Genomic DNA, 21,112 nt, shown 5'->3' on the forward strand with positions numbered 1-21,112 from the left:
ATTAAGACCGATGCGTCTTAGACCTGACGGGACGCCAGACCCATGATGCGCGTTCTCGAATCATGAGCGACATTATGCGGATCCTGCCTCTGATCACCCTTGCCATCGCGATTGCCATGCCCGTGGGCCTTGCCGCCCAGGAGCAGCGCGGCGCCACATCGACGAGGGAGGTTCTGAAAGCCGCCTGCGAGAGGGATGCCCGCCTGATCTACAGGACCGGCGGCAAGACCCTCCCGGAGGTCCGCGAGCAGATGATCGCTGCCCGCAGAACCTATGTCAGGGATTGCCTGGCGAAAGGGGCTGCTGCCGGCTGAGCCGCAGCCCTCTTCAACCTATTCCGATCCTGTTACGCCGCGCAGGCCAGAAACCCTTCGCGGATCGCCTTCTCGTTCAGGTCGCGGCCGATGAACACGACCTTGGAGGTGTGCTTCTCGCCCGGCTTCCACTCGCCCTGCACGTCGCCGTCCAGGATCATGTGGATGCCCTGAAACACGAAGCGCTTCGGCTCGTTCGGGAAGGCGACAATGCCCTTGCAACGCAGGATGTTCGGCCCCTCGACCTGGGTCAGGTTCGAGATCCACGGCATGAACTTCTCGGGATCGACCTCGCCGTCGTGGTGCACGGCGACGGACTGCATCTCCTCGTCGTGATGATGGTGATGGCCTTCCTCCAGGAAGTTCGGCTCCAGCTCGATGATGCGGTCGAGATCAAAGGCCTTGCGGTCGAGCACCTCGGAGATGGGAATCGCCGCGTTCTGCGTGCGGTGGACCTTGGCGTAAGGATTGATGGCGCGGATGCGCGCCTCGACCTCGTTCAGTTCCTGCTCGTTCACGAGATCGATCTTGTTGAGGATGATCACGTCCGCGAAGGCGATCTGGTTCTTGGCCTCGGGCGCATCCTTGAGCCGGTCGGAGAGCCACTTGGCATCGGCCACCGTCACCACTGCGTCGAGGCGGGCGGTGTCGGAAACGTCCTGGTCCATGAAGAAGGTCTGAGCCACGGGGGCCGGATCGGCGAGGCCTGTGGTTTCGACGATGATGGCGTCGAACTTGCCTTTGCGCTTCATCAGCCCGTCGAGGATGCGGATCAGGTCGCCGCGCACGGTGCAGCAGATGCAGCCGTTGTTCATCTCGAACACTTCCTCGTCGGCGCCGACGACGAGCTCGTTGTCGATGCCGATTTCGCCGAATTCGTTGACGATCACGGCATATTTCTTGCCATGCTGCTCGGTGAGGATGCGGTTGAGGAGGGTGGTCTTGCCGGCGCCGAGATAGCCTGTGAGGACGGTGACGGGAATTTTGTCGGTCATCGCGTTCATCCGCAACGTTCATCCTCCCCTTGAGGGGGAGGATCGGCCGAACAGGCCGAGGTGGGGTGGTGGCGCAAACATCGGGAGGTCGAGTTTCCACCCCACCCCGCTCGCGATGCTCGCGACCCTCCCCCTCAAGGGGAGGGTAGAAAAGTCAGCTCGACAAAGCCGCGCTGAAGGCTCTTATATTGTGTCTCATCATGTCAATGTAAGTGCCGGCGGGGCCGCCTGCCTCGGACAGAGCGTCGGAATAGACCTGCGACCCGACTTTCGCGCCGGTCTCCTTGGCGATGCGCTCCATGAGGCGGGCGTCGGAGACGTTCTCCACGAAAACGGCGGCAATCTTCTCGCGCTTGATCTGCTGGATGATCCGGGCCACGTCCTTGGCCGAGGCCTCGGACTCAGTGGAGACGCCCTGGGGCGACACGAAGTCGATGCCGTAAGCGGTCTCGAAGTAGCGGAAGGCATCGTGGGAGGTGATGATCCTGCGGCGCTCAGCGGGAATGCTTGCCACCAGGTTCTTTACCTCCGCTTCCACCTTATCGAGTTGCTTGAGATAGGCGCTCGCATTGGCCTCGTAGGTGTCCTTGCCCGCTGCATCGGCGGCGATCAGCGCATCCCGGATATTGGCCACATAGATCTTGGCATTGCCGATGCTCTGCCAGGCATGCGGATCGGAGCCGCCGTGATCGTGATGGTGGCCATGCCCGTGGCCGCTCTCCTCGCCCTTCAGCGGCGTCACGCCCCTGGCGGCCTCGATTCGAGCGGCCTTGGTGCCGGATGATTTCACGAGACGATCGATCCAGCCTTCGAACTTGAGGCCGTTGGTGAAGACGATCTTTGCTTCCGTCAGGCGGCGTCCATCCGCCGGCGTCGGCGAATACACATGGGCGTCGCCGTTGGGGCCGACGAGAGTCACCACTTCGATGCGCTCGCCGCCCACATTGCGCACCATGTCGCCGAGGATCGAGAAGGTGGCCACGACCTTCAGCTTTTCGGCCGTCTGAGCGGCTGCCGGAAGCGAGGACGCGGCAAGGGTGAGGCATCCTGCCAGCCAGGATACGGCAGATCTTCTCGTCAGCATGGTTCGATCCTTTTGAGAGGTCAGGCTTCCAGATGCCGGCCGGGCCAGGCGAGCCACAGCAGGCCGCCCTCGCGGCCGAGCACGAGGGAAACGACGTAGATGGCGCCGGCCGAGAGGATGATCGCCGGGCCTGCGGGCAGTTCCGCATGAAAGGAGAGCAGCAGGCCGCTGAACCCTGAGACGATGCCGACCGCGATGGAAACGAGCATCATCATGGTGATGTCGCTGCTCCAGAATCGGGAGGCGGCGGCCGGCAGCATCATCATGCCAACAGCCAGCAGGGTTCCGAGGGCATGGAAGCCGCCCACCAGATTCATCACGACGAGCCCTAAGAAGATCAGGTGCGTGGGCGTTCCGGCCCGGCTCACCGAGCGCAGGAAGACCGGGTCCACGCATTCGAGCACAAGCGGGCGGTAGAGCACCGCCAGCGCCAGCACGGTGGCGGTCGAGATGGAGGCGAGCAGCAGGAGCGTGCTGTCGTCGAGCGCCAGAACCGTGCCGAAGAGCACATGCAAGAGATCCACATTCGAGCCGCGCAGGGACACGATGGTGACGCCGAGCGCCAGGGATAGGAGATAGAAGGCGGCCAGCGACGCGTCTTCCTTGAGCGCTGTGAAGCGCGAGACGAGGCCCGCCGCGACGGCGACGATTACGCCGGCGAACAAGCCGCCGATAGTCATGGCCGGCAGGGAGAGACCGGCGAGCAGATAGCCGACGGCGGCGCCCGGCAGGATGGCGTGGGCCATGGCGTCGCCGGTAAGGCTCATGCGCCGCAGCATCAGGAAGACGCCGACCGGGCCACCGCCCAGGGCAATGGCGATCACGCCCACGAGGGCGCGCTGCATGAATTCGAATTCGGCGAAGGGCGCGTAGAACAGGTCGAGCATGGGGCGGACGGCCTTATGCGGCGCTGCGGTGGCACACATCCGCATGGGGATCGTGCGCCTCGACCATGCGCCGGGCCTTCAGCAGGTTCTCCGGGCTCAGGACCTCGCCGGTCTCGCCCCAGGCCACTGGCTCGCGGGCGATGAGCAGGGTATGCGGGAAGGTCCGCCGGACCATGTCGAGATCGTGCAGCACGGCCACGACCGTACGGGACTCGTCATGCCAGCGGCGGACAAGGTCGAGCAGGTCGGCCGTGGTCTTGGCGTCGATGGCGGTGAAGGGCTCGTCCAGCAGGATCACGGGGGCATCCTGCAGGAGGAGGCGCGCGAAGAGCGCCCGCTGCATCTGGCCGCCCGACAGGGTGGAGATGGGACGGCGCTCGAAGCCGATCAGGCCCACGGCCGACAGCGCCTCTTCAATCCTGGTGCGGTCGCGGCGTGCGATGCCGCCGAACAGGCCGGAGCGGGTCCAGAGGCCCATGGCCACAAGGTCGTAGACTGAGAGCGGGAACGATCGGTCGATCTCGGCCGCCTGCGGCAGGTAGGCGATGCCTGAAGCAGGGCCTTTGAGACGGATATGCCCATCAAGGGGTTTGAGCGTCCCAACGATCCCCTTGAGCAGGGTGGACTTGCCGGCCCCGTTGGGCCCGACCACGGCCATGAGGCTGCCGGCCGGGATCTCCCCGTCGAGGTGATGCACGGCGGGCCTGCGGCCATAGCCGAGGGTCACTTCATCGAACCGGATGACGGTGGATGCTAAAGCCATGCGTTACCCCATCACGCCGAGAACCATCAGCCATAACCCCGCCAGCACGACGGCCGTTCCGGCCAGGCGCTGCCCGACCGAGAGGCGCAGGAGCGAGAAGGTCGGAGCAGAAGCAACCGCCCGATGCGCGTGGGCATGCATGTGGCTGTGATGGTGATGGCCATGTGACATGGCCTCCTACATAAACCCATCCTGCGCCGATTTCCAGGGCCGTATAGTATTTTATACGCCCCCTTCAACAATATGGTTTTGAAGGGTTAATATCAGAACGCGGGATGGTACTGATAGAGCCAGGTCTCGCTCAGGACCTCGTTCTCGTTGCGCAGGTAGCAGCGCATCTCCACCGGCTCGGTTCCGGTCACGGTGAGGTCGAACTGGGTGCGCCAGTGGCCAGGCACGTTGTTGGGCACGGCCTCGGTGAGAATGTTCGAGAACTCGCCCCGGGAGGCGGTGAGCACCGGTCGGGGAATCACCCCGCTCGGCAGCCGGGTCAGGGGCTGGCCGATGAATTCCACCATGAACTTGCGCACGCCTTTCGGCCGGTTGGTGCCGGCCTGCCCACCATTGCCGAAGCGGGTGGCGACCACCCGGGCGAGCGGAGTCGGATAGGGCTCCTCCGCCGACCAGTGCATGCGGTAGCGCAGCTCGAGGGCCTGACCGGCCCGGACCGGCTCCGCCGGCACCCACATGGCCACGATATTGTCATGGATCTCGTCGTCGGTGGGAATCTCCACGAGTTGGATGGAGCCCCGGCCCCAGCCGCCCTGCGGCTCGATCCAGAGGGAGGGGCGGCGGTCGTAATAGACGCCGTCCAGGTAATGGTCGAAGTTGCGGTCGCGCTGGAGCAGGCCGAAGCCCTTCGGGTTCTCGTCGGCAAAGGCCGACGTGATGATGCGCGGCGGGTTGTTGAGGGGGCGCCAGATGCGCTCGCCGGTGCCGGTCCATAGGGCCAGACCGTCCGAGTCGTGGATCTCCGGCCGCCAATCGACTGCGGTGGTCTTGGCCTTCTCCGAATACCAGTACATGGAGGTCAGGGGAGCGAGGCCTAACCGGCTCACGTCCTGGCGCATATAGACCGCGCTGTCGATGTCCATGATGATGGCGGAGGCCCGCTGCATAACGAAGCGGTAGGCGCTGGCCACGCTCGGCCCGTCGAGGAGCGCATGGACCGTGACCGTGTTCGAGCCCGGCTGCGGCGTCTCGAAATACACATGGGTGAAGTCGGGGAACTCCTCGTTCTTGCCGAACACGGCCACGTCCACGGCAAGACCGCGGGCGGAGAGGCCATACTGGTAGAGTTCACCGATGGCGCGGAAGTAGGAGGCGCCGAGGAAGGCCACCCAGTCGTTCTTCCGCCAGTCGAGCTTTCCGGTGCGGGCCTCCTGGAAGCGGAAGCCGGCAAAGCCGGAATTGTCGGGGAGCTTCCGGGCCGGCGAATCCGCCGGCATGTCGAAATAGCTGTTGTCGTAGATGATCTCGCGCGCCTGCCCGCCCTCGACCACGTGCATGCGCACCGGCTTCTGGAAGAAGCGGCCCATGTGGAAGAAGGTGACCGGGAACTCGCTGGGGCCGTTGGCCCAGAGGGCGAGGTCGGTCTTGAACCGGATCTTGCCGTGGGCGTCGTAGTCGATCTGGTAGAGCACCTCGGGCGAGGGGCTCGGCGGCGCCACGTAGGGGGAGCGCGCCATCTCCTGGGCCCGCTTCTTCAATTCCTCGAACGAGAATGGCGAAGAGGCTCCCATCTTCAGGCCCTGCTGCGCCAGGGCGGGGGCGGAAAAGCCCTGAGCGGCCAGGGCGGCCGTGGCGGTTGCGGTCTGGAGGAACTGGCGGCGATTGATCATGGATGAGCGCATGTATCTGTGGAGGGACGCACCCCTACCGACCAAGGTGGCAGGATTAAGTCTCTCTTAGCCTCTTGAGAAATCTTCGTCAGCGGTCAAAGTACCCCCACACACAGGCGTGGTGAATGCCGTGCCGTAAATTAGGGAGTACGCTATGCATCGAACAATCATGCGCCGCCTCATCGGGGCTGCGGCCGCCGTTGCGTTGGCCGGAGCCAGCATCCCGGCCCAGGCCCAGGACTTCATCAATGTCCTGACCGGCGGCACCTCTGGCGTGTACTATCCGCTGGGCGTTGCGCTTTCCAAGGTCTTCACGGACAAGGTGCAGGGCTCCCGTCCCTCGGTTCAGGCCACGAAGGCCTCTGTCGAGAACCTCACACTCCTGCAGCAGGGCAAGGGCGAAATCGGCTTCACCCTCGGCGACAGCCTGGCCATGGGCTGGGCCGGCGACGAGGAGGCGGGCTTCCGCTCCAAGCTCGACAAGCTGCGCGGCATCACGGCGATCTACCCGAACTACATCCAGATCGTGGCCACGCAGGAATCCGGCATCAAGTCGCTCGCTGATCTCAAGGGCAAGCGCCTCTCCGTCGGTGCGCCGAAATCCGGCACCGAGCTCAACGCCCGGGCGATCCTCCAGGGCGCGGGCCTGTCCTACAAGGATCTCGGCAAGGTCGAGTACCTGCCCTTCGGCGAGTCCGTCGAGCTCATGAAGAACCGCCAGCTCGATGCCACGCTGCAATCGGCCGGCCTCGGCGTATCCTCGATCCGCGATCTGGCCACCTCGGTGCCGATCGTCGTGGTGGAAATCCCCGCCGCCGTCGTGGAGAAGGTCGGCACGCCCTACATCAAGGCCACAATCCCGGCGAACACCTATGGCGGCCAGACGGCTCCCGTAGAGACGGCCGCCGTGGTGAACTATCTCGTCACCCATTCCGGCGTGAAGGACGAGACCGTCTACCAGATGACCAAGGCGCTCTATGAGAGCCTGCCGGATCTGTCGGCTGCCCACGCGGCTGCCAAGGACATCAAGCTGGAAAGCGCTCTTTCCGGCATGCCGATCCCTGTGCATCCGGGCGCGCAGCGCTACTTCGACGAGAAGGGCGTGAAGAAGCAGGGCTCGTAACCTGCGCCTTCATTGACAATCAAGCCGGGGCAGGTGAACTGCTCCGGCTTTTTCGTGACAAGAAGAACGCTCATCAAGGAGACAGCGCGCCATGAGTCAGGGTGTGAACGCATCTGAGGTCGCAACGCTGGAGGCGCCGTCCACGCCAGTTGCGAACCCCGAGCACGGCCTCCCGGAGAACTTCGGCGCAGGGCTCCTCGGCAAGCTCCTATTCTGGATCGCGGTCGCTTTCTCCACTTTCCAGATCGTCACGTCTTTTGGCGTCCCCCTCGACAGGCCGCTCTTCGCCAACATCACCCTGATCTATCTCATCGGCGCCGCCTTCGTGGCCTGGGCCGGCTGGCTCGTCTTCCTCCGCATGAAGGGACGGGACGTCATCAGTGGGGTGCTGGCTCTGGTGGCGCTTGCCGTCGCTTATGGCATCATCCTCAAGTTTCCCGGCGGCCTGCCGAGCCAGGTGGTCCGCGCCATCCATGTGGGCTTCCTGAGCCTCGTCGCGGGCGCCATGCTGGCGAACCACAAGGCCCGCAGCCCCGTGACCTTGGCTCTCGGCTGGATCGTCGGCCTCGCGGGCTTCGCCATCGGCCTCTATCATTGGGCTCTCTACGAGGAACTCGTTATCCGCTCCGGCGAACTCACGCAGGCCGACCTCGTGGCGGGCATCGCTGCCATTGCAATCCTGTTCTATCTGGTCTGGCGCGTCATGGGGCCGGCGCTCCCCATCGTGGCCGGCATCTTTCTCGCCTATTGTCTGTTCGGTAATTACCTGCCCGCCCCGTTCGATCATCGCGGTTATTCCCTGGAGCAGGTGATCGAGCACATGTCCTTCGGCACGGAGGGGCTCTACGCCACGCCGACCCTGGTCTCCGCCACCTACATCTTCCTGTTCATCCTGTTCGGCGCTTTCCTGGAACGCGCCGGCATGATCCAGCTCTTCACCGATGTGGCCATGGGCCTGTTCGGCAGCGCCAAGGGCGGCCCGGCCAAGGTCGCGGTCTTCTCCTCGGCGCTCATGGGGACCATCTCGGGTTCCGGCGTTGCCAACGTGGTCTCCACGGGGCAGTTCACCATTCCGCTCATGAAGCGCTTCGGCTATCGGCCCGAATTCGCGGGCGGCGTCGAGGCCACCGCGTCCATGGGCGGGCAGATCATGCCGCCGGTCATGGGTGCCGTGGCCTTCATCATGGCCGAGACCATCGACGTTCCGTATGTTGAAATCGTCAAGGCGGCGATCATTCCGGCCATTCTCTATTATGCGTCCGCCTTCCTCGCCGTGCACCTGGAGGCCGGCAAGTCAGGCCTGAGAGGGCTTGCCAAATCCGAGTTGCCCAGCGCCGCGCGGGCGCTGAAGGAAAAATGGCACCTCATCCTTCCGCTGGCCGTTCTGGTCTATCTGCTGTTCTCAGGCTATACGCCGCTGTTCGCCGGCTCCATAGGCCTGGCGCTTACGGTGGTGCTCATCCTCGCCGGATCCTTCGCCCTCGGCATCCTCAACCAGACGGTGCGGATCCTGTTCTGGGTCGGCCTTGGCCTGATCGCCGGTGCGTTTCTATGGGTCGGCGTCACCCTTGTGCTCGCTCTCGTCGCGATCCTCATCGTCATGAGCCTGTTCGTCCGCGGCGGGCCCGAGACGCTGGAGGCCTGCCGCGACGCCCTGGCGGATGGCGCGCGCCAAGCCCTTCCCGTCGGTCTCGCCTGCGCGGTCGTCGGCATCGTGATCGGCACGATGACCCTCACCGGCATCGGCACGATCTTCGGCAACTGGGTTGTGTCCATCGGCGAGGAATCGCTGATCGCATCTCTGGTTCTGACCATGTTCGTCAGCCTGATCCTCGGCATGGGCATCCCGACGATCCCGAACTACATCATCACCTCGTCGCTGGCCGCGCCGGCGCTGCTGACGCTCGATGTGCCGCTCATCGTCTCGCACATGTTCGTCTTCTATTTCGGCATCATGGCGGACCTGACGCCGCCCGTGGCGCTGGCGGCCTTCGCGGCGGCTCCGATTGCGAAGGCCTCCGGCTTCCGGATCGGCTTCGCTGCGCTGCGCATCGCGCTTCCCGGTTTCGTGATCCCCTACATGGCGGTCTACGATCCGGCGCTCATGATGCAGGCCGTGGGCCCGTATGCCGACGGGGGGCCGGCCTTCTGGCTCAAGGTGGCCTACATGGTGGTGAAGGCCGGCCTCGCCGTGGTTCTGTGGGGCGCCGCGTCCGTCGGGCATCTGCAGGGCAAAATGCCCTGGTGGGAGAGGATCATCGCCGTCGCCGCGGCTGCGAGCCTCGTGCTGGCGCTGCCTATCACCGATGAAATCGGCTTCGGCCTCGCGATCCTCGTCCTCGGCGTTCACTTCTGGCGGACCCGCCGGGTCGCGGTGGCTGCCGCCAGCCGATGATCTGCCTGCTGGCAGGCTCCACCATCGCGCCCCTCATGGCGGGCGCGATCACCCTGGCCTGGACGCATTCGGTCGAGAAGATCGCGTGGGAGGAGGACTGGCGCAGCACTCCGGCGGGGCTGGAACTGGTGGAGGCGCGGGTGCGCGGTTCCGGCGCCGGGATGGAGCCGCCGCCGGAGGCCAAGCTCGTCGGTGGAGTGTGGTCGTGGAAGCCGAACCTGCCGCCTCAGGCTCAGGTGGTCATGCGCCGCTCGGGCGCAACGGCGGACTGGCGGATCTGCATGGCGGGCCAATGCCGGCCGATGGAGTCCTATGTGCCGCCCGAAGCCGACCCGGTCGTGATGAAGCTTTGTGAAGTGCCTTAGGCGCGCCCGGTGAGCGGCTCGACCGCCATGCAGCGGCGCCAGAGGTTCGTGAGGAAATACAGGGCGAGGAGGCTGAACAGGCCCATCAGGGCATAACCCACGTAGTCGCCAAGCTCGAACAGGCCCGCAATGGCCCAGCCGGCGGCGATCGCGACGCCGAAAACTTCCGCACCCACCAGGATCATGATGCTGATCACGGTGATCACGTTGCGCCAGTTGGTGCTTTTCGCCTGAGCCACTGTTGCTTCACTCCAATTCTTGCGGATGGGACTACCCTAAACGCCCCCTCGGGTGCAAGCTTTGCCCGAATCTCATTCTGTCGCGCCCTACATTCAAGAGCCCATGCCCGAAACGCCCGTTTTCTCGACCGCCGCCGTGGCGGCTCCCCACAATCTCGCCTCCGAGACCGGCCAGACCATCCTGGCTGCCGGCGGCAACGCGATTGAGGCCATGGTGGCCATGGCGGCGACCGTTGCGGTGGTCTATCCGCACATGAACGGCATCGGCGGGGACGGGTTTTGGCTCGTGCGCGAACCCAAGGGCCGCATCCACGCCCTCGACGCCTCCGGGCCTGCGGGTGCGCTCGCCACGATCAATCGCTACCGGGAGAAAGGCTATGATTCCATTCCTCCCCGCGGCCCCGATGCGGCGGTGACGGTTGCCGGTGCCATAAGCGGTTGGGGGCTGGCGCTTGAACTGTCCCGAGCCCTCGGCGGGCAGCTGCCGCTCGATCTGCTGCTCGGCGATGCCATCCGCTACGCCCGCGACGGATACCCGGTCTCCCGCTCCGAGGAGCGGTTCGTGACCGGCGAGGAAGCCGCCCTCTATGAGGTTCCCGGTTTTGCCGAGGCCTTCCTGGTCGAGGGCAAGCGGGCGCCGGAAGGCACGCAGAGGCGAACACCGCGCCTCGCGGACACCCTGGAGCAACTCGCCCATGCGGGCCTGGCCGATTTCTACCGCGGCGATGTGGGGCGGGAGATCGCCCTGGATCTGGAGCGGATTGGCAGCCCTATTATCCGCAAGGATCTGGAGACCTATCGCGCCCGCGTGGTGGAGCCTCTGTCCGTCCGGCTGAAAAATTCCACGATCTACAACCTGCCGCCGCCGAGCCAGGGGCTGGCCACCCTGCTGATCCTCGGCATGGTCGAGCGCCTCAAGGATCTCCGGGGCGAGACGCCTGAACGCCATCATGCGCTCATTGAGGCCGCAAAGCGCGCCTTCGCCATCCGCGATCGGGTGGTGGCGGATCCGCGCAATCTCGCCCACGACCCGGCCTCCTTCCTGACGCTCCAGGCTCTGGAAAGAGAGGCTGCCCTCATCGACATGAAGCGGGCCGCCTCCTTTCCCCTGCCGCGCCCCATCGACGGGGACACGATCTGGATGGGGGCCATCGACCGCGACGGGCTCGCCGTGTCCTATATCCAGTCCGTGTTCTGGGCCTATGGCTCCGGCTGCATGCTCCCGGCCACTGGCGTCCTCTGGCACAACCGCGGCACGGCCTTTTCGCTCGATCCCGCCAGCCGCAACCGGCTGGAGCCCGGCCATCGGCCACTCCATTCCCTCAATCCGGCCATGGCTGTGTTCGACGATGGGCGCGTGCTGTCCTTCGGGGCCATGGGCGGCGAAACCCAGCCTCAATTCATCAGCCAGATCTTTTCGCGCTATGCGGAGGCCGGCATGGGACTAGCCGACGCGGTGGAGGCGCCCCGCTGGCTGCTCGATGCGAGACCCCGCGAGCGAGAGGCCGTGCTGAAGGTGGAGAGCCATTTCGACCCTGGCCTGATCCGCGGCCTCTCACGGCTCGGTCACAGGGTCGAGGAGATGGACGAAGCCTATTCCGGACGCTTCGGCCATGCGGGCATGCTGGTGAAGCACCCGCGTAACGGGCGTGTCGAGGCCGTGCACGATCCGCGCTCGGACGGCGGAGCCGTTGGTCTCTAGCTGGTCGCCCGGAGGCCGTAGAGAAGGCTCACGCCCAGCACCAGCACGAAGGCGGCGGCGAGAAGCTCCAATCCGGCGATGGCGATGGCGCCCGATGCGCCGCGGCCGCCCGCGAGCTTCAGGGCCATGGCCTTGAAGAACACCGCGAGCGCCGCGATGGCGCTGGTGGTGAGCGCCGTGCCGAGCGCCATGGCGAAGGTCGCCGCGACGCCGGCGGCGAACAGGCCCTGCGACAGGGCGAAGACCAGGGCGATGAGGGCGCCGGCGCAAGGGCGGATGCCGGCGGCGATCGCCACGCCCACCATGTCGCGCCAGCGCGTCAGCCGGTTGAGTTCTTCGGGCGGCGGGAGGTGGGCGTGGTCGCACGTCTCCTGGACGGAGGCGTAAGGGTTGCGGGCGAGCGCCAGGACGCCCAGAATCTTGCCGGCCTTGCGCCAGGTGATGACCGCGCCGAGCAGGGCCACGGCGATGAAGCTCGCCACTTCCACGTTTAGGGCGATGCTGTTCATGGTGGAGGCGGTGGCGCGCAGCACGAGGCTGACGAGCGACACGATGCCGATGGCGACCAGCGCCTGCACCAGAGCGGCTGCCAGGCTCAAGATAAAGCCTTTGCGCAGCGCCTTCTCGTCAGCCACCAGATAGGCCGAGATCACGCCCTTGCCGTGGCCGGGACCGGCCGCGTGGAAGACCCCATAGGCGAAGCCGACGAGCAGAAGCGGGAGAAAGGCCGAGCCGTTCTCCTTCAGCTCCCGCACGCTGCTTCTGAGGCTCCCGTAGAAGTCGGATTGAACGGACAGGATCCAGGCGCCGATGCTCCCGGAGGGCGTCGCCTCACGAAGCCCCATGCCGAACGGATTGCGCGGCGGGGGCTTGCCGACAGGTCCAAGCCACAGGCCGATCAGCCCCATCACGGCCGCCACGACCGCGATGGCCATGAGCATGATGCCGATCCGCCGCCACAGCGGTGCCCGGCCGGTGCCCGGAAGGGCAGGGGCGTCGGAGGTCAGGGACATGCGATGATGGCCCGGTTGGAATACTCGATGCCGATATCCTGCGGCTGGATGGCGCCCTCGTCCTGCAGGATCTGCTGCATGGTGGCATCGAGCGGCTTGGCCTTGGCGATGCTAGTCACGCAGCCCTGAGGCGCATTGGCCAGCGAGATGGCCGCCTGGCCTTCGGTCAGGCTAAAATAGACGAAGAACGTCGGATCCTCGATCTCGATGGAGACGGCGCCCGAGGGCGCCACCGGCGCCTTGAGGGGCAGGAGGAAGGACATGGACACTTGCGTCTTCTCCATGGACATCCGGGCCTCCCGCGGCGCATCGAAGGTCTGGGGCTTGCCCCGTGCCTTCAGCACGGTGAAATAGTCGAACTCGTTGAGGGAGGCGGCATTTTCGTCGGCGAGCTCCTGCAACTCATCCGGCGTCAGCCTGCCGTCGCCATTCTTGTCCAAACCTTGCGTGACATAGGCCGTGTAGGCCTCGTCGAACGTCCAGTGGTGGCGAACGCCCGTCACCCGTCCGTCGGCGGCGAAGACAACCTCCGCCTTGGCGGTGACCCACACATGCGGATGCGCGAGGGCCGGCGCGGACAGGCCCAAACACAGGGCCGTCAGGGCGGATTTGAGACCGAGATGGCGTGTCATGTGGTGACCCTGGAACAGCGACGCTCCCGGCGAAGGCCGGTCATGAGAGGCGATATGATCGTTGTATGGTTAACAGAGGCGAAACAAAGGCGTGAGCGACCGGGGTCGATTGACGGGCTCCCGCATATATGTCAGCATTACTGACATATTTCATACAACGAGACCGGATCACCGGCAGAGGGGCGAGAGCCTCAGGAGGAAACGGATCATGGCCGAAGGTTCTGGTGCGCTTCGCAGCGTCACGCTCGACGACAAATACGATCTGTCCAAGGATCACGTTTTCATCACCGGAACGCAGGCCGTCATCCGCATGCTGCTGATGCAGCGCGAGCGCGACCGGCTGGCCGGCCTCAACACGGCCGGCCTCGTGTCCGGCTATCGCGGTTCCCCCATCGGCGGTCTCGACCAGAACCTATGGCGCGCCCGGAAGTGGCTGGACCAGTCGAACATCGTCTTCCAGCCGGGCCTCAACGAGGAACTCGCCGCCACCGCCATCTGGGGCGCGCAGCAGGCCGAGGTTCGCGGCGAAGGCAAGTATGACGGCGTCTTCGGCCTCTGGTACGGCAAGGGCCCGGGCGTCGACCGCTCGGGCGACGTGTTCCGTCACGCCAACATGGCCGGTTCGTCCAAGCACGGCGGCGTGCTCGCGCTCATGGGCGACGATCACACGGCGGAATCCTCCACCGTCGCGCACCAGTCCGAATTCCACTTCGTCGACGTGATGATCCCGATCCTGAACCCGGCAGGCGTTCAGGAGATCCTCGATTACGGCCTTTACGGCTATGCCATGAGCCGCTTCTGCGGCACCTGGGTGGCGTTCAAATGCGTGAAGGACAACATCGAATCGACCTCTTCCGTCGATGCGTCGCTCGACCGCGTGAAGATCATCATTCCTGACGACTTCACGATGCCGCCGGGCGGCCTCAACATCCGCGGCCGCGACGGCGTGCTCGACCAGGAGGCGCGGCTTCAGGACTTCAAGCGCGACGCCATGCTGGCCTTCGTGCGCGCCAACAACCTCAACCGCATCGTCCTCTCCGGCGGGCGCAACCCGAAGATCGGCATCATTACGGTTGGCAAGTCCTATCTCGACGTGCGCCAGGCGCTGGACGAGCTCGGCCTCGACGAGGTGAAGGCCAACGACATGGGCCTGCGCCTCTACAAGGTCGCCTGCCCCTGGCCTCTCTCTCAAGCCGAGCTGGTGGACTTCGCCCGCGGCCTCGACAAGGTGATCGTGGTCGAGGAGAAGCGCTCCCTCATCGAGGTGCAGCTGCGCGAGGAGCTCTACGGCACGGCCAACCAGCCGGTCTGCATCGGCAAGAAGGACGAGGAGGGCCGCTGGCTCTTCCCGGTGAAGGGTGCGCTCGACCCCAACGACATCGCCATTGCCATCGGCGAGCGTCTGCTGGCCTATCACAACAACGACGATCTGCGCGGCCGCGTGGCGCGGCTTCGCCATGCGCAGGACGTGCTGGCGACGACCGGCGATGTGGCTAATCGCGTGCCGCATTTCTGCGCCGGCTGCCCGCACAACTCGTCCACCAAGGTGCCCGAGGGCATGCGCGCCTATGCGGGCATCGGCTGCCACTACATGGTGCAGTGGATGGACCGCTCCACGGAAGGCTTCACCCAGATGGGCGGCGAGGGCGCGAACTGGATCGGCGAAGCGCCGTTTTCCAAGCGCGGCCACGTGTTTCAGAATCTCGGCGACGGCACCTACAACCATTCGGGCGTGCTGGCCCTGCGCTGGTCGATCCACACCAAGACGAACGTCACCTACAAGATCCTCTTCAACGACGCCGTCGCCATGACCGGCGGGCAGAAGCATGAGGGCGGGCTCACCGTCGACATGATTGCCCGCCAGGTGCGGGAAGAAGGCGTCGAGCGCATCGCCCTCGTGACCGACGAGCCGCACAAGTACCCGAAGGAGATCCGCTGGCCGGCTGGCATGACGATCCATCACCGCAGCGAGCTCGAGGCCGTGCAGCGCCAGCTCGCGGAAGTGCCCGGTGTGTCGGTGATGATTTACGACCAGACCTGCGCGTCGGAAAAGCGCCGCCGCCGCAAGCGCGGCGAGTTTCCGGACCCGGACAAGCGCGTCATCATCAACGATCTCGTGTGCGAAGCCTGCGGCGACTGCTCGGTGCAGTCCAACTGCGTGGCCGTGCAGCCGGTGGAGACCGAGTTCGGCCGCAAGCGCCAGATCGACCAGTCGAACTGCAACAAGGACTTCTCCTGCGTGAACGGCTTCTGCCCGTCCTTCGTGACGGTGCACGGCGCCAAGGTGAAGAAGGCCGTGCCCGAGACCGTCTCGACGGAAGGCATGACCTTTAACCCGCTGCCCGATCCGGTGATCCCCGCCATCGACCGCACCTTCAACGTGATCGTGACGGGCGTGGGCGGCACGGGTGTCGTCACCATCGGGGCGATCCTCGGCATGGCGGCGCACCTGGAAGGCAAGGGCCTGGGCATGATCGACATGGCCGGCCTCGCCCAGAAGGGCGGCGCGGTCTACAGCCACGTGCGCCTCGCCAACAACCAGGACGACATTCACGCCATCCGCGTGAGCGCGGAATCCGCCCATCTCGTGCTCGGCTGCGATCTCGTGGTGACCGGCACCAAGAAGGTGCTGGCAGCCGTGAAGGAGGGGCAGACGGCGCTCGTGGTGAACACCGCGGAGGTGATGCCGGGCGAGTTCACCCGCAACGCGGACTTCTCCCTGCCGACGGAGCGCTTGAAGCGCGCCATCAGGTCGGCGGCGGGTGCCGAGGGCGTGTCCTTCGTCGATGCGACGGCGATTGCCACCGCGCTTCTCGGCAATGCGATTGCGGCCAACATGTTCATGCTGGGCTATGCCTACCAGACCGGCCGCGTTCCGCTCTCGGGCGCTGCCATCGAGAAGGCCATCGAGCTCAACGGCGAAGCGGTGAAGATGAACCTTACCGCCTTCACCTGGGGCCGCCGTGCGGCCGCCGAGCCGGGGCTCATTGCGTCCGTGATCGGCGAGATGAAGGCGCCGACGGAATCGCGCAAGCTCTCTGAGACCTTGGATGAGGTAATCGAGCGTCGTGTCGCTTTCCTGTCCGGTTACCAGAGCCGGCGCTACGCACGGCGCTACAGCACCCTGGTCGAGCGCGTGCGCGCGGCCGAGGACAAGGCTGTGCCGGGCTCGACGGCTCTCACCGATGCGGTAGCACGCTCCCTCTTCAAGCTCATGGCCTACAAGGACGAGTACGAGGTGGCCCGTCTCTACACGAACGGTCACTTCGAGAAGCAGGTTGCGTCAGCTTTTGAGGGCGAGAACCTGCGTTACGAGTTCCACATGGCGCCGCCGGTTCTCGCCAAGAAGGACCCGGTCACCGGCCTTCCGCGCAAGATGAGCTTCGGGCCCTGGATGCTCAAGGCCATGGGCGTTCTGGCGAAGTTCAAGGCATTGCGCGGCACGCCGCTTGATGTCTTTGGCTACACCCATGAGCGCCGCACCGAGCGACAACTCATCCGCGAGTTCGAGAGCCGGATCGAGGAGATCGTGGCGAAGCTCAATGCCGGCAACCATGCCACCGCCATCGGGCTCGCCGGCATCCCGCAGAAGATCCGCGGCTTCGGTCACATCAAGGAGCGGAACCTGAAAGCCGCAAAGGCGGAGGAGGCCGATCTGCTGGCCAAGTTCCGCGCCGATCCGCAGCCGTTGGCCGTTGCGGCGGAGTAAAAACTTACTCCATACAACCTATATTTCACGTCATGGCCGGGCTTGTCCCGGCCATCCACGTTTTAAGAGCCGCGAGAAAACGTGGATCCCCGGAACAAGCCCGGGGATGACGACGAGGCAATGTTCTTCAGCCTCGCGCCTGGCTCACCTCGACGAAGCTCTTTGCCACCTTCGGCACGTTGGCTTCGTTAAGGCCCGCCACGCACATGCGGCCGGAGCCCACAAGATAGACGCCGTCGCGCTCGCGCAGGGTCGTGACCTGCTGCTCGTCCAGCCCTGTGTAGCTGAACATGCCGCGCTGGTTCGTGAGGAACCCGACATCGACCTCGTTCGACAGGGAGCGGATCTCGTCGGCGAGGCGCTTGCGCATGGAATCCATGCGGGTGCGCATGGTCCCGACCTCGCGAATCCATTGGGCGCGCAGGTCGTCGTTGCCGAGCACCGTGGCGACAAGCAGTCCGGCGGTCATCGGCGGGCTCGAATAGCTGCGGCGCACGGCGAGCTTGAGCTGCCCAAGCACGCGCTCGGCCTCGTCATGATCGCGGCACACGACGCTCAGGCCGCCGCAGCGCTCGCCATAGAGCGAGAAGTTCTTCGAGAAGGAATTGGCCACGAGGCAGCTCGCGCGCTCCGCGTAGCGGCGCACGAAGGCGGCATCGTCGTCGAGGCTGGCGCCGAAGCCCTGGTAGGCCATGTCGAACACCACGATGTGGCCCTTGGCGACAAGCACGTCGGTCACGGCCGCCTGCTGCCGCTCGTCGAGGTCGACGCCGGTGGGGTTGTGGCAGACGGGCTGGATCACCACGATGGAGCCGGCTTCCGCTGCCTCAAGGGCTTTCACCATGCCGTCGAAGTCAACCGAGCGGTTGGCGCGGTTCCAATAGGGGTAGGTTGCTGTCTTGAAGCCCGCCCGCTGGAACAGACCGTGATGGTTGTCCCAGGTGGGATCACTGACGAGAACGGTGCGGCCGGGGCAGTGCTTGGCCAGAAAATCGGCCGCGATGCCCACAGCCCCCGTGCCGCCGAGGGTCTGGATCGTCGCGATGCGCTTCTCAGTCAGGGCCGGATGAGCCGCGCCGAAGATCAGCTTCTGCACACCCTCGCGGTAGGCGGCATGGCCTTCCATCGGCAGGTAGGGACGCTCCGCGAATCCGATGCGCTCGTAGGCAGCCCGCACGGAGCCCAGCACCGGAAGGCGTCCCTGCTCGTCGGTGTAGACGCCGATGCTGAGGTTCACCTTCTCTGGGCGCGGATCGGTCTTGAAGCTGTCGTTGAGCGAAAGGATCGGGTCGCCCGCGAAGGCTTCCACCTGGCCGAACAGGGATTCCGTCATGCTGATCTCCAAGCCTGTCGCGGCAGCCTGCCTGCGACGCATCGTCGGTGCCGCGAGACGTAGCCTCTGGGAGGGTCTCTCGGCAAGGTGCTTCGTCAGTTCTCAGGTATCCAGCCGCCAATCGATCGGCTCAAGCCCTTTCTCCACGAGCCAGGCATTGGCTTGGCTGAAGGGTTTCGTGCCGCGAAAATCATTGAGCCGGTTCAACGGCGAGGGATGACCGGCCTCGATCACGAGATGCTTCGTCCGGTCCACCAGCGCCGCGCGCTTGCGGGCAGGGCCGCCCCACAGCAGGAACACGACGGCAGGCTGTTGCTGCGAGATGGCGGTGATAGCCTGATCGACCAGGGCCGACCAGCCCAATTTCATGTGGGCTCCCGATTTCCCGGCCTCCACCGTCAGAGCCGTATTGATGAGCAGCACGCCCTGCCGGGCCCATTTCGAGAGGTCTCCCGATGCGGGCATCGGCACGTCCAGATCCTCCGCCATCTCGCGCAGGATTGTCCGCAGCGAGGCGGGCAGCCGCCGGGAGCCGCGATAGGAGAAGGCGAGCCCGTGGGAATCGCCCGGCGTGGGGTAGGGGTCCTGACCCAGGACCATCACCTTGACCTTTTCCAGGGGCGTGAGGCTGATGCTGGTGAACACGGCGTCCGGCGGTGGCAGCACCTGGGCACCCGAGGCGATCGCCGCATCGACCTTGGCCGTGACAGCCTCAGCGCTCCCGTCCTGGAAGAAGGGCAGCCTGAGCCACCCCTCTGCCCCGGGCTTGGCGCGGAACTCGTCAAGAGCTTGGCTGATGGGACCGGTCATGGAGAGGTCGCGCCTTTCTTCGGATTCAGGGTGCCGACGCTATGCCGGCTAAGAGAACGTGGTGGGATGCGGCAGAAGGACATCGGGAATGCCGCGAACGGGATCCGCGAAAGTGTCGACAGCATGTTACTTCTGTGACACGTTTCCGGTCTAGGCTCCACGCCTCCCACCGTGGATCCCACCTGCTACGAGGACTTTGTATGATGCTTCAGAGCCGCCCCTCCGCCGCCCTGCGCGCCGGCTTTCTTGGACTATCCCTGTTGCTGTCGGGCACGGCCCTGGCGCAGGAGGCCGTGACGATCCGCTTCGTCCATACCAACGATATCGATCGCATGAGCGCCGAGAAGGGCCGCGGCGGCTTCGCCCGCCTGGCGACGGTGGTCAAGGAGGAGAAGGCGAAGGGCAATGCCTTCTTCATCCATGCCGGCGACACGATCTCGCCCTCGCTCCTCTCGGGCTTCGACAAGGGCGCCCACGTCATCGACATCCTGAACCGCATGGGCGTTGATGCCATGGCGCCAGGCAACCATGAGTTCGATCTCGGCGACGCGGCCTTCCGCGCCCGCATGGCCGAGGCCAAGTTCGATGTGCTGGCCACCAACATCGTCGATGGCAACGGCCTTCCTGCCAACACCAAGGCCGACAAGATGATCGAGGTGCAGGGCGTGAAGATCGGCCTCTTCGGCCTCACCACAGAGGATACGCCGATCGCGTCGAGCCCCGGCACCATCAAGTTCTCCTCCACCATCGACACGGCCCGCGCGAAGTCCAAGGAGCTGCGCGAGAAGGGCGCCGACATCGTCGTTGCCATCGCCCATACGCCGCTCGAGGTGGACATGATCATCGCCCGCTCCGCCGGCGTGGACGTGATCATCGGCGGCCATGACGAGCACCTGCTCGCCTTCTACGACGGCAAGGTCGTCCTGTCGGAAGCCGAGTCCCAGGCTAATTTCGTCAACGTCGTCGAGCTATCGGTGAACAAGGCGACGAAGGACGGCAAGACCACCGTCACCTGGTCGCCGAACTTCCGCATCGTCGATACGGTCAGCGTGAAGCCGGATCCCGACATCGAGGCCGTGGTGAAGGGCTACGAGGATAAGCTGTCCAAGGAGCTCGATATCGAGATCGGCACGACGGAGACACCCCTCGACAGCCGCCGCGCCACCGTGCGCGGAGGCGAAGCTGCCATGGGCAACCTGATCGCCGATGCCATGAAGGCCGCGGTCGGGGCCGACGTCGCCATCACCAATGGCGGCGGCATCCGGGCCGACAAGCAGTACCAGGCCGGTCAGAAGCTGACCCGGCGCGACATCCTGTCCGAAATGCCCTTCGGCAACACCACCGTGCTGCTCGAGGTGACCGGTGCCCAGATCAAGGACGCGCTCGAGAACGGCGTCAGCCAGGTGCGCGAGCTCGGCGGGCGCTTCCCGCAGGTGTCCGGCATCGTGGCCGAGGTCGACGTGAAGGAGCCGGTCGGCAGCCGCGTGAAGTCGGTCAAGATCAACGGCCAGCCGCTCGATCCGGCCAAGATCTACAAGCTCGCCACCAACGACTTCGTCGGCCGCGGGGGTGACGGCTACCGCTCGTTCATCGGCGCCAAGTCGCTCATCGATGCCTCCGCCAGCCAGCTCATGGCGAGCCAGGTGATCGACTATGTGGCCAAGGCCGGTAAGGTGGCGCCGAAGGTCGAGGGCCGCGTCGTTCTGCGCTGATCCAAACGCACTTTTTCGAACTTGGCGCCGGGATCCGAAAGGGTCCCGGCGTTTTTTATGGATTACGGAGTCGGCGCGACGTCCGGGCGCATCCCGCTCGCGCCTGAGGCAAGATAGGTCGCACTCCCCTGGTCAACGGGAAGGCAAGACGTAAATTCCCACTCCATCAACGGCATTTGCTGTGCCATCCTGCCC

The 21,112-nt window shown here is 65.3% G+C and carries 18 protein-coding genes; 7 read left to right on the forward strand and 11 right to left on the reverse strand.

Annotated elements, in window-relative coordinates; genetic code table 11:
- Positions 1-74: 74 nt before the first annotated feature.
- On the forward strand, positions 75-314 hold the full coding sequence (locus JQC81_RS12940) for a hypothetical protein (RefSeq protein ID WP_203272224.1): 240 nt from the start codon (positions 75-77) through the stop codon (positions 312-314).
- Positions 315-346: 32 nt separating this feature from the next.
- Here the strand turns inward: JQC81_RS12940 and JQC81_RS12945 are convergent, their stop codons facing one another.
- The 6 genes from JQC81_RS12945 to JQC81_RS12970 form a co-directional block, all read right to left on the reverse strand.
- Positions 347-1,309 carry a CobW family GTP-binding protein gene (locus JQC81_RS12945; RefSeq protein WP_203272225.1) on the reverse strand — a complete coding sequence of 321 codons (963 nt, stop codon included), beginning with the start codon at positions 1,307-1,309 and terminating at the stop codon, positions 347-349.
- A 154-nt stretch (positions 1,310-1,463) separates the two neighbouring features.
- Positions 1,464-2,393, reverse strand: a complete 930-nt coding sequence (locus JQC81_RS12950; RefSeq protein ID WP_203272226.1) for a metal ABC transporter substrate-binding protein — start codon at positions 2,391-2,393, stop codon at positions 1,464-1,466.
- 20 nt (positions 2,394-2,413) lie between these two features.
- Positions 2,414-3,280, reverse strand: a complete 867-nt coding sequence (locus tag JQC81_RS12955) for a metal ABC transporter permease (protein ID WP_203272265.1) — start codon at positions 3,278-3,280, stop codon at positions 2,414-2,416.
- A gap of 13 nt (positions 3,281-3,293) precedes the next feature.
- Positions 3,294-4,043, reverse strand: a complete 750-nt coding sequence (gene aztA / locus JQC81_RS12960) for a zinc ABC transporter ATP-binding protein AztA (protein WP_203272227.1) — start codon at positions 4,041-4,043, stop codon at positions 3,294-3,296.
- A gap of 3 nt (positions 4,044-4,046) precedes the next feature.
- The gene (locus JQC81_RS12965) at positions 4,047-4,214 is read right to left on the reverse strand and encodes a hypothetical protein (RefSeq protein WP_203272228.1); all 168 of its coding nucleotides are present in this window, start codon (positions 4,212-4,214) and stop codon (positions 4,047-4,049) included.
- A 92-nt stretch (positions 4,215-4,306) separates the two neighbouring features.
- The gene (locus JQC81_RS12970; RefSeq protein WP_203272229.1) at positions 4,307-5,884 is read right to left on the reverse strand and encodes an OpgD/OpgG family glucan biosynthesis protein; all 1,578 of its coding nucleotides are present in this window, start codon (positions 5,882-5,884) and stop codon (positions 4,307-4,309) included.
- A gap of 154 nt (positions 5,885-6,038) precedes the next feature.
- On the opposite strand from JQC81_RS12970, the gene JQC81_RS12975 reads away from it, so the two are divergent.
- The 3 genes from JQC81_RS12975 (at position 6,039) to JQC81_RS12985 (ending at position 9,767) form a co-directional block, all read left to right on the forward strand.
- The gene (locus JQC81_RS12975; protein ID WP_210347161.1) at positions 6,039-7,007 is read left to right on the forward strand and encodes a TAXI family TRAP transporter solute-binding subunit; all 969 of its coding nucleotides are present in this window, start codon (positions 6,039-6,041) and stop codon (positions 7,005-7,007) included.
- A gap of 91 nt (positions 7,008-7,098) precedes the next feature.
- Complete coding sequence (locus tag JQC81_RS12980) at positions 7,099-9,402, forward strand: TRAP transporter permease (protein WP_203272230.1); 2,304 nt, start codon at positions 7,099-7,101, stop codon at positions 9,400-9,402.
- The gene (locus tag JQC81_RS12985; protein ID WP_203272231.1) at positions 9,399-9,767 is read left to right on the forward strand and encodes a DUF1850 domain-containing protein; all 369 of its coding nucleotides are present in this window, start codon (positions 9,399-9,401) and stop codon (positions 9,765-9,767) included. Before JQC81_RS12980 ends, JQC81_RS12985 begins: the two co-directional genes overlap by 4 nt.
- On the opposite strand, the gene JQC81_RS12990 is transcribed toward JQC81_RS12985, so the two are convergent.
- The gene (locus JQC81_RS12990; protein WP_203272267.1) at positions 9,764-9,952 is read right to left on the reverse strand and encodes a hypothetical protein; all 189 of its coding nucleotides are present in this window, start codon (positions 9,950-9,952) and stop codon (positions 9,764-9,766) included. The genes JQC81_RS12985 and JQC81_RS12990 overlap by 4 nt on opposite strands.
- A gap of 157 nt (positions 9,953-10,109) precedes the next feature.
- Here JQC81_RS12990 and JQC81_RS12995 point away from each other — a divergent pair, with 157 nt between their 5' ends.
- Positions 10,110-11,708: a gamma-glutamyltransferase family protein gene (locus tag JQC81_RS12995; protein ID WP_203272232.1), complete on the forward strand. Its 1,599-nt coding sequence runs from the start codon at positions 10,110-10,112 to the stop codon at positions 11,706-11,708.
- Here JQC81_RS12995 and JQC81_RS13000 read toward each other — a convergent pair.
- Both JQC81_RS13000 and JQC81_RS13005 read right to left on the reverse strand, forming a co-directional pair.
- The gene (locus tag JQC81_RS13000; RefSeq protein ID WP_203272233.1) at positions 11,705-12,721 is read right to left on the reverse strand and encodes a nickel/cobalt transporter; all 1,017 of its coding nucleotides are present in this window, start codon (positions 12,719-12,721) and stop codon (positions 11,705-11,707) included. The genes JQC81_RS12995 and JQC81_RS13000 overlap by 4 nt on opposite strands.
- Entirely contained in the window at positions 12,712-13,353 is a 642-nt protein-coding gene (locus JQC81_RS13005) for a DUF1007 family protein (protein WP_203272234.1), read from the reverse strand. The genes JQC81_RS13000 and JQC81_RS13005 overlap by 10 nt, the downstream gene beginning before the upstream one ends.
- Before the next feature lie 208 nt (positions 13,354-13,561).
- Here JQC81_RS13005 and JQC81_RS13010 point away from each other — a divergent pair, with 208 nt between their 5' ends.
- Complete coding sequence (locus JQC81_RS13010) at positions 13,562-17,062, forward strand: indolepyruvate ferredoxin oxidoreductase family protein (protein WP_203272235.1); 3,501 nt, start codon at positions 13,562-13,564, stop codon at positions 17,060-17,062.
- A 127-nt stretch (positions 17,063-17,189) separates the two neighbouring features.
- On the opposite strand, the gene JQC81_RS13015 is transcribed toward JQC81_RS13010, so the two are convergent.
- Positions 17,190-18,395: an amino acid aminotransferase gene (locus tag JQC81_RS13015; protein ID WP_246520392.1), complete on the reverse strand. Its 1,206-nt coding sequence runs from the start codon at positions 18,393-18,395 to the stop codon at positions 17,190-17,192.
- Between the two features lie 102 nt (positions 18,396-18,497).
- Positions 18,498-19,205: a uracil-DNA glycosylase gene (ung, locus tag JQC81_RS13020; RefSeq protein WP_203272236.1), complete on the reverse strand. Its 708-nt coding sequence runs from the start codon at positions 19,203-19,205 to the stop codon at positions 18,498-18,500.
- Positions 19,206-19,405: 200 nt separating this feature from the next.
- Between ung and JQC81_RS13025 the strand changes: the two genes are divergently transcribed.
- A complete protein-coding gene (locus tag JQC81_RS13025) occupies positions 19,406-20,917 on the forward strand; it encodes a bifunctional metallophosphatase/5'-nucleotidase (protein ID WP_246520393.1) in 1,512 nt (503 codons plus the stop codon).
- Positions 20,918-21,112: the final 195 nt, after the last annotated feature.

The sequence above is a fragment of the Microvirga arabica genome (assembly GCF_016811235.1).
GTDB classification, from domain to species: Bacteria; Pseudomonadota; Alphaproteobacteria; order Rhizobiales; family Beijerinckiaceae; genus Microvirga; species Microvirga arabica.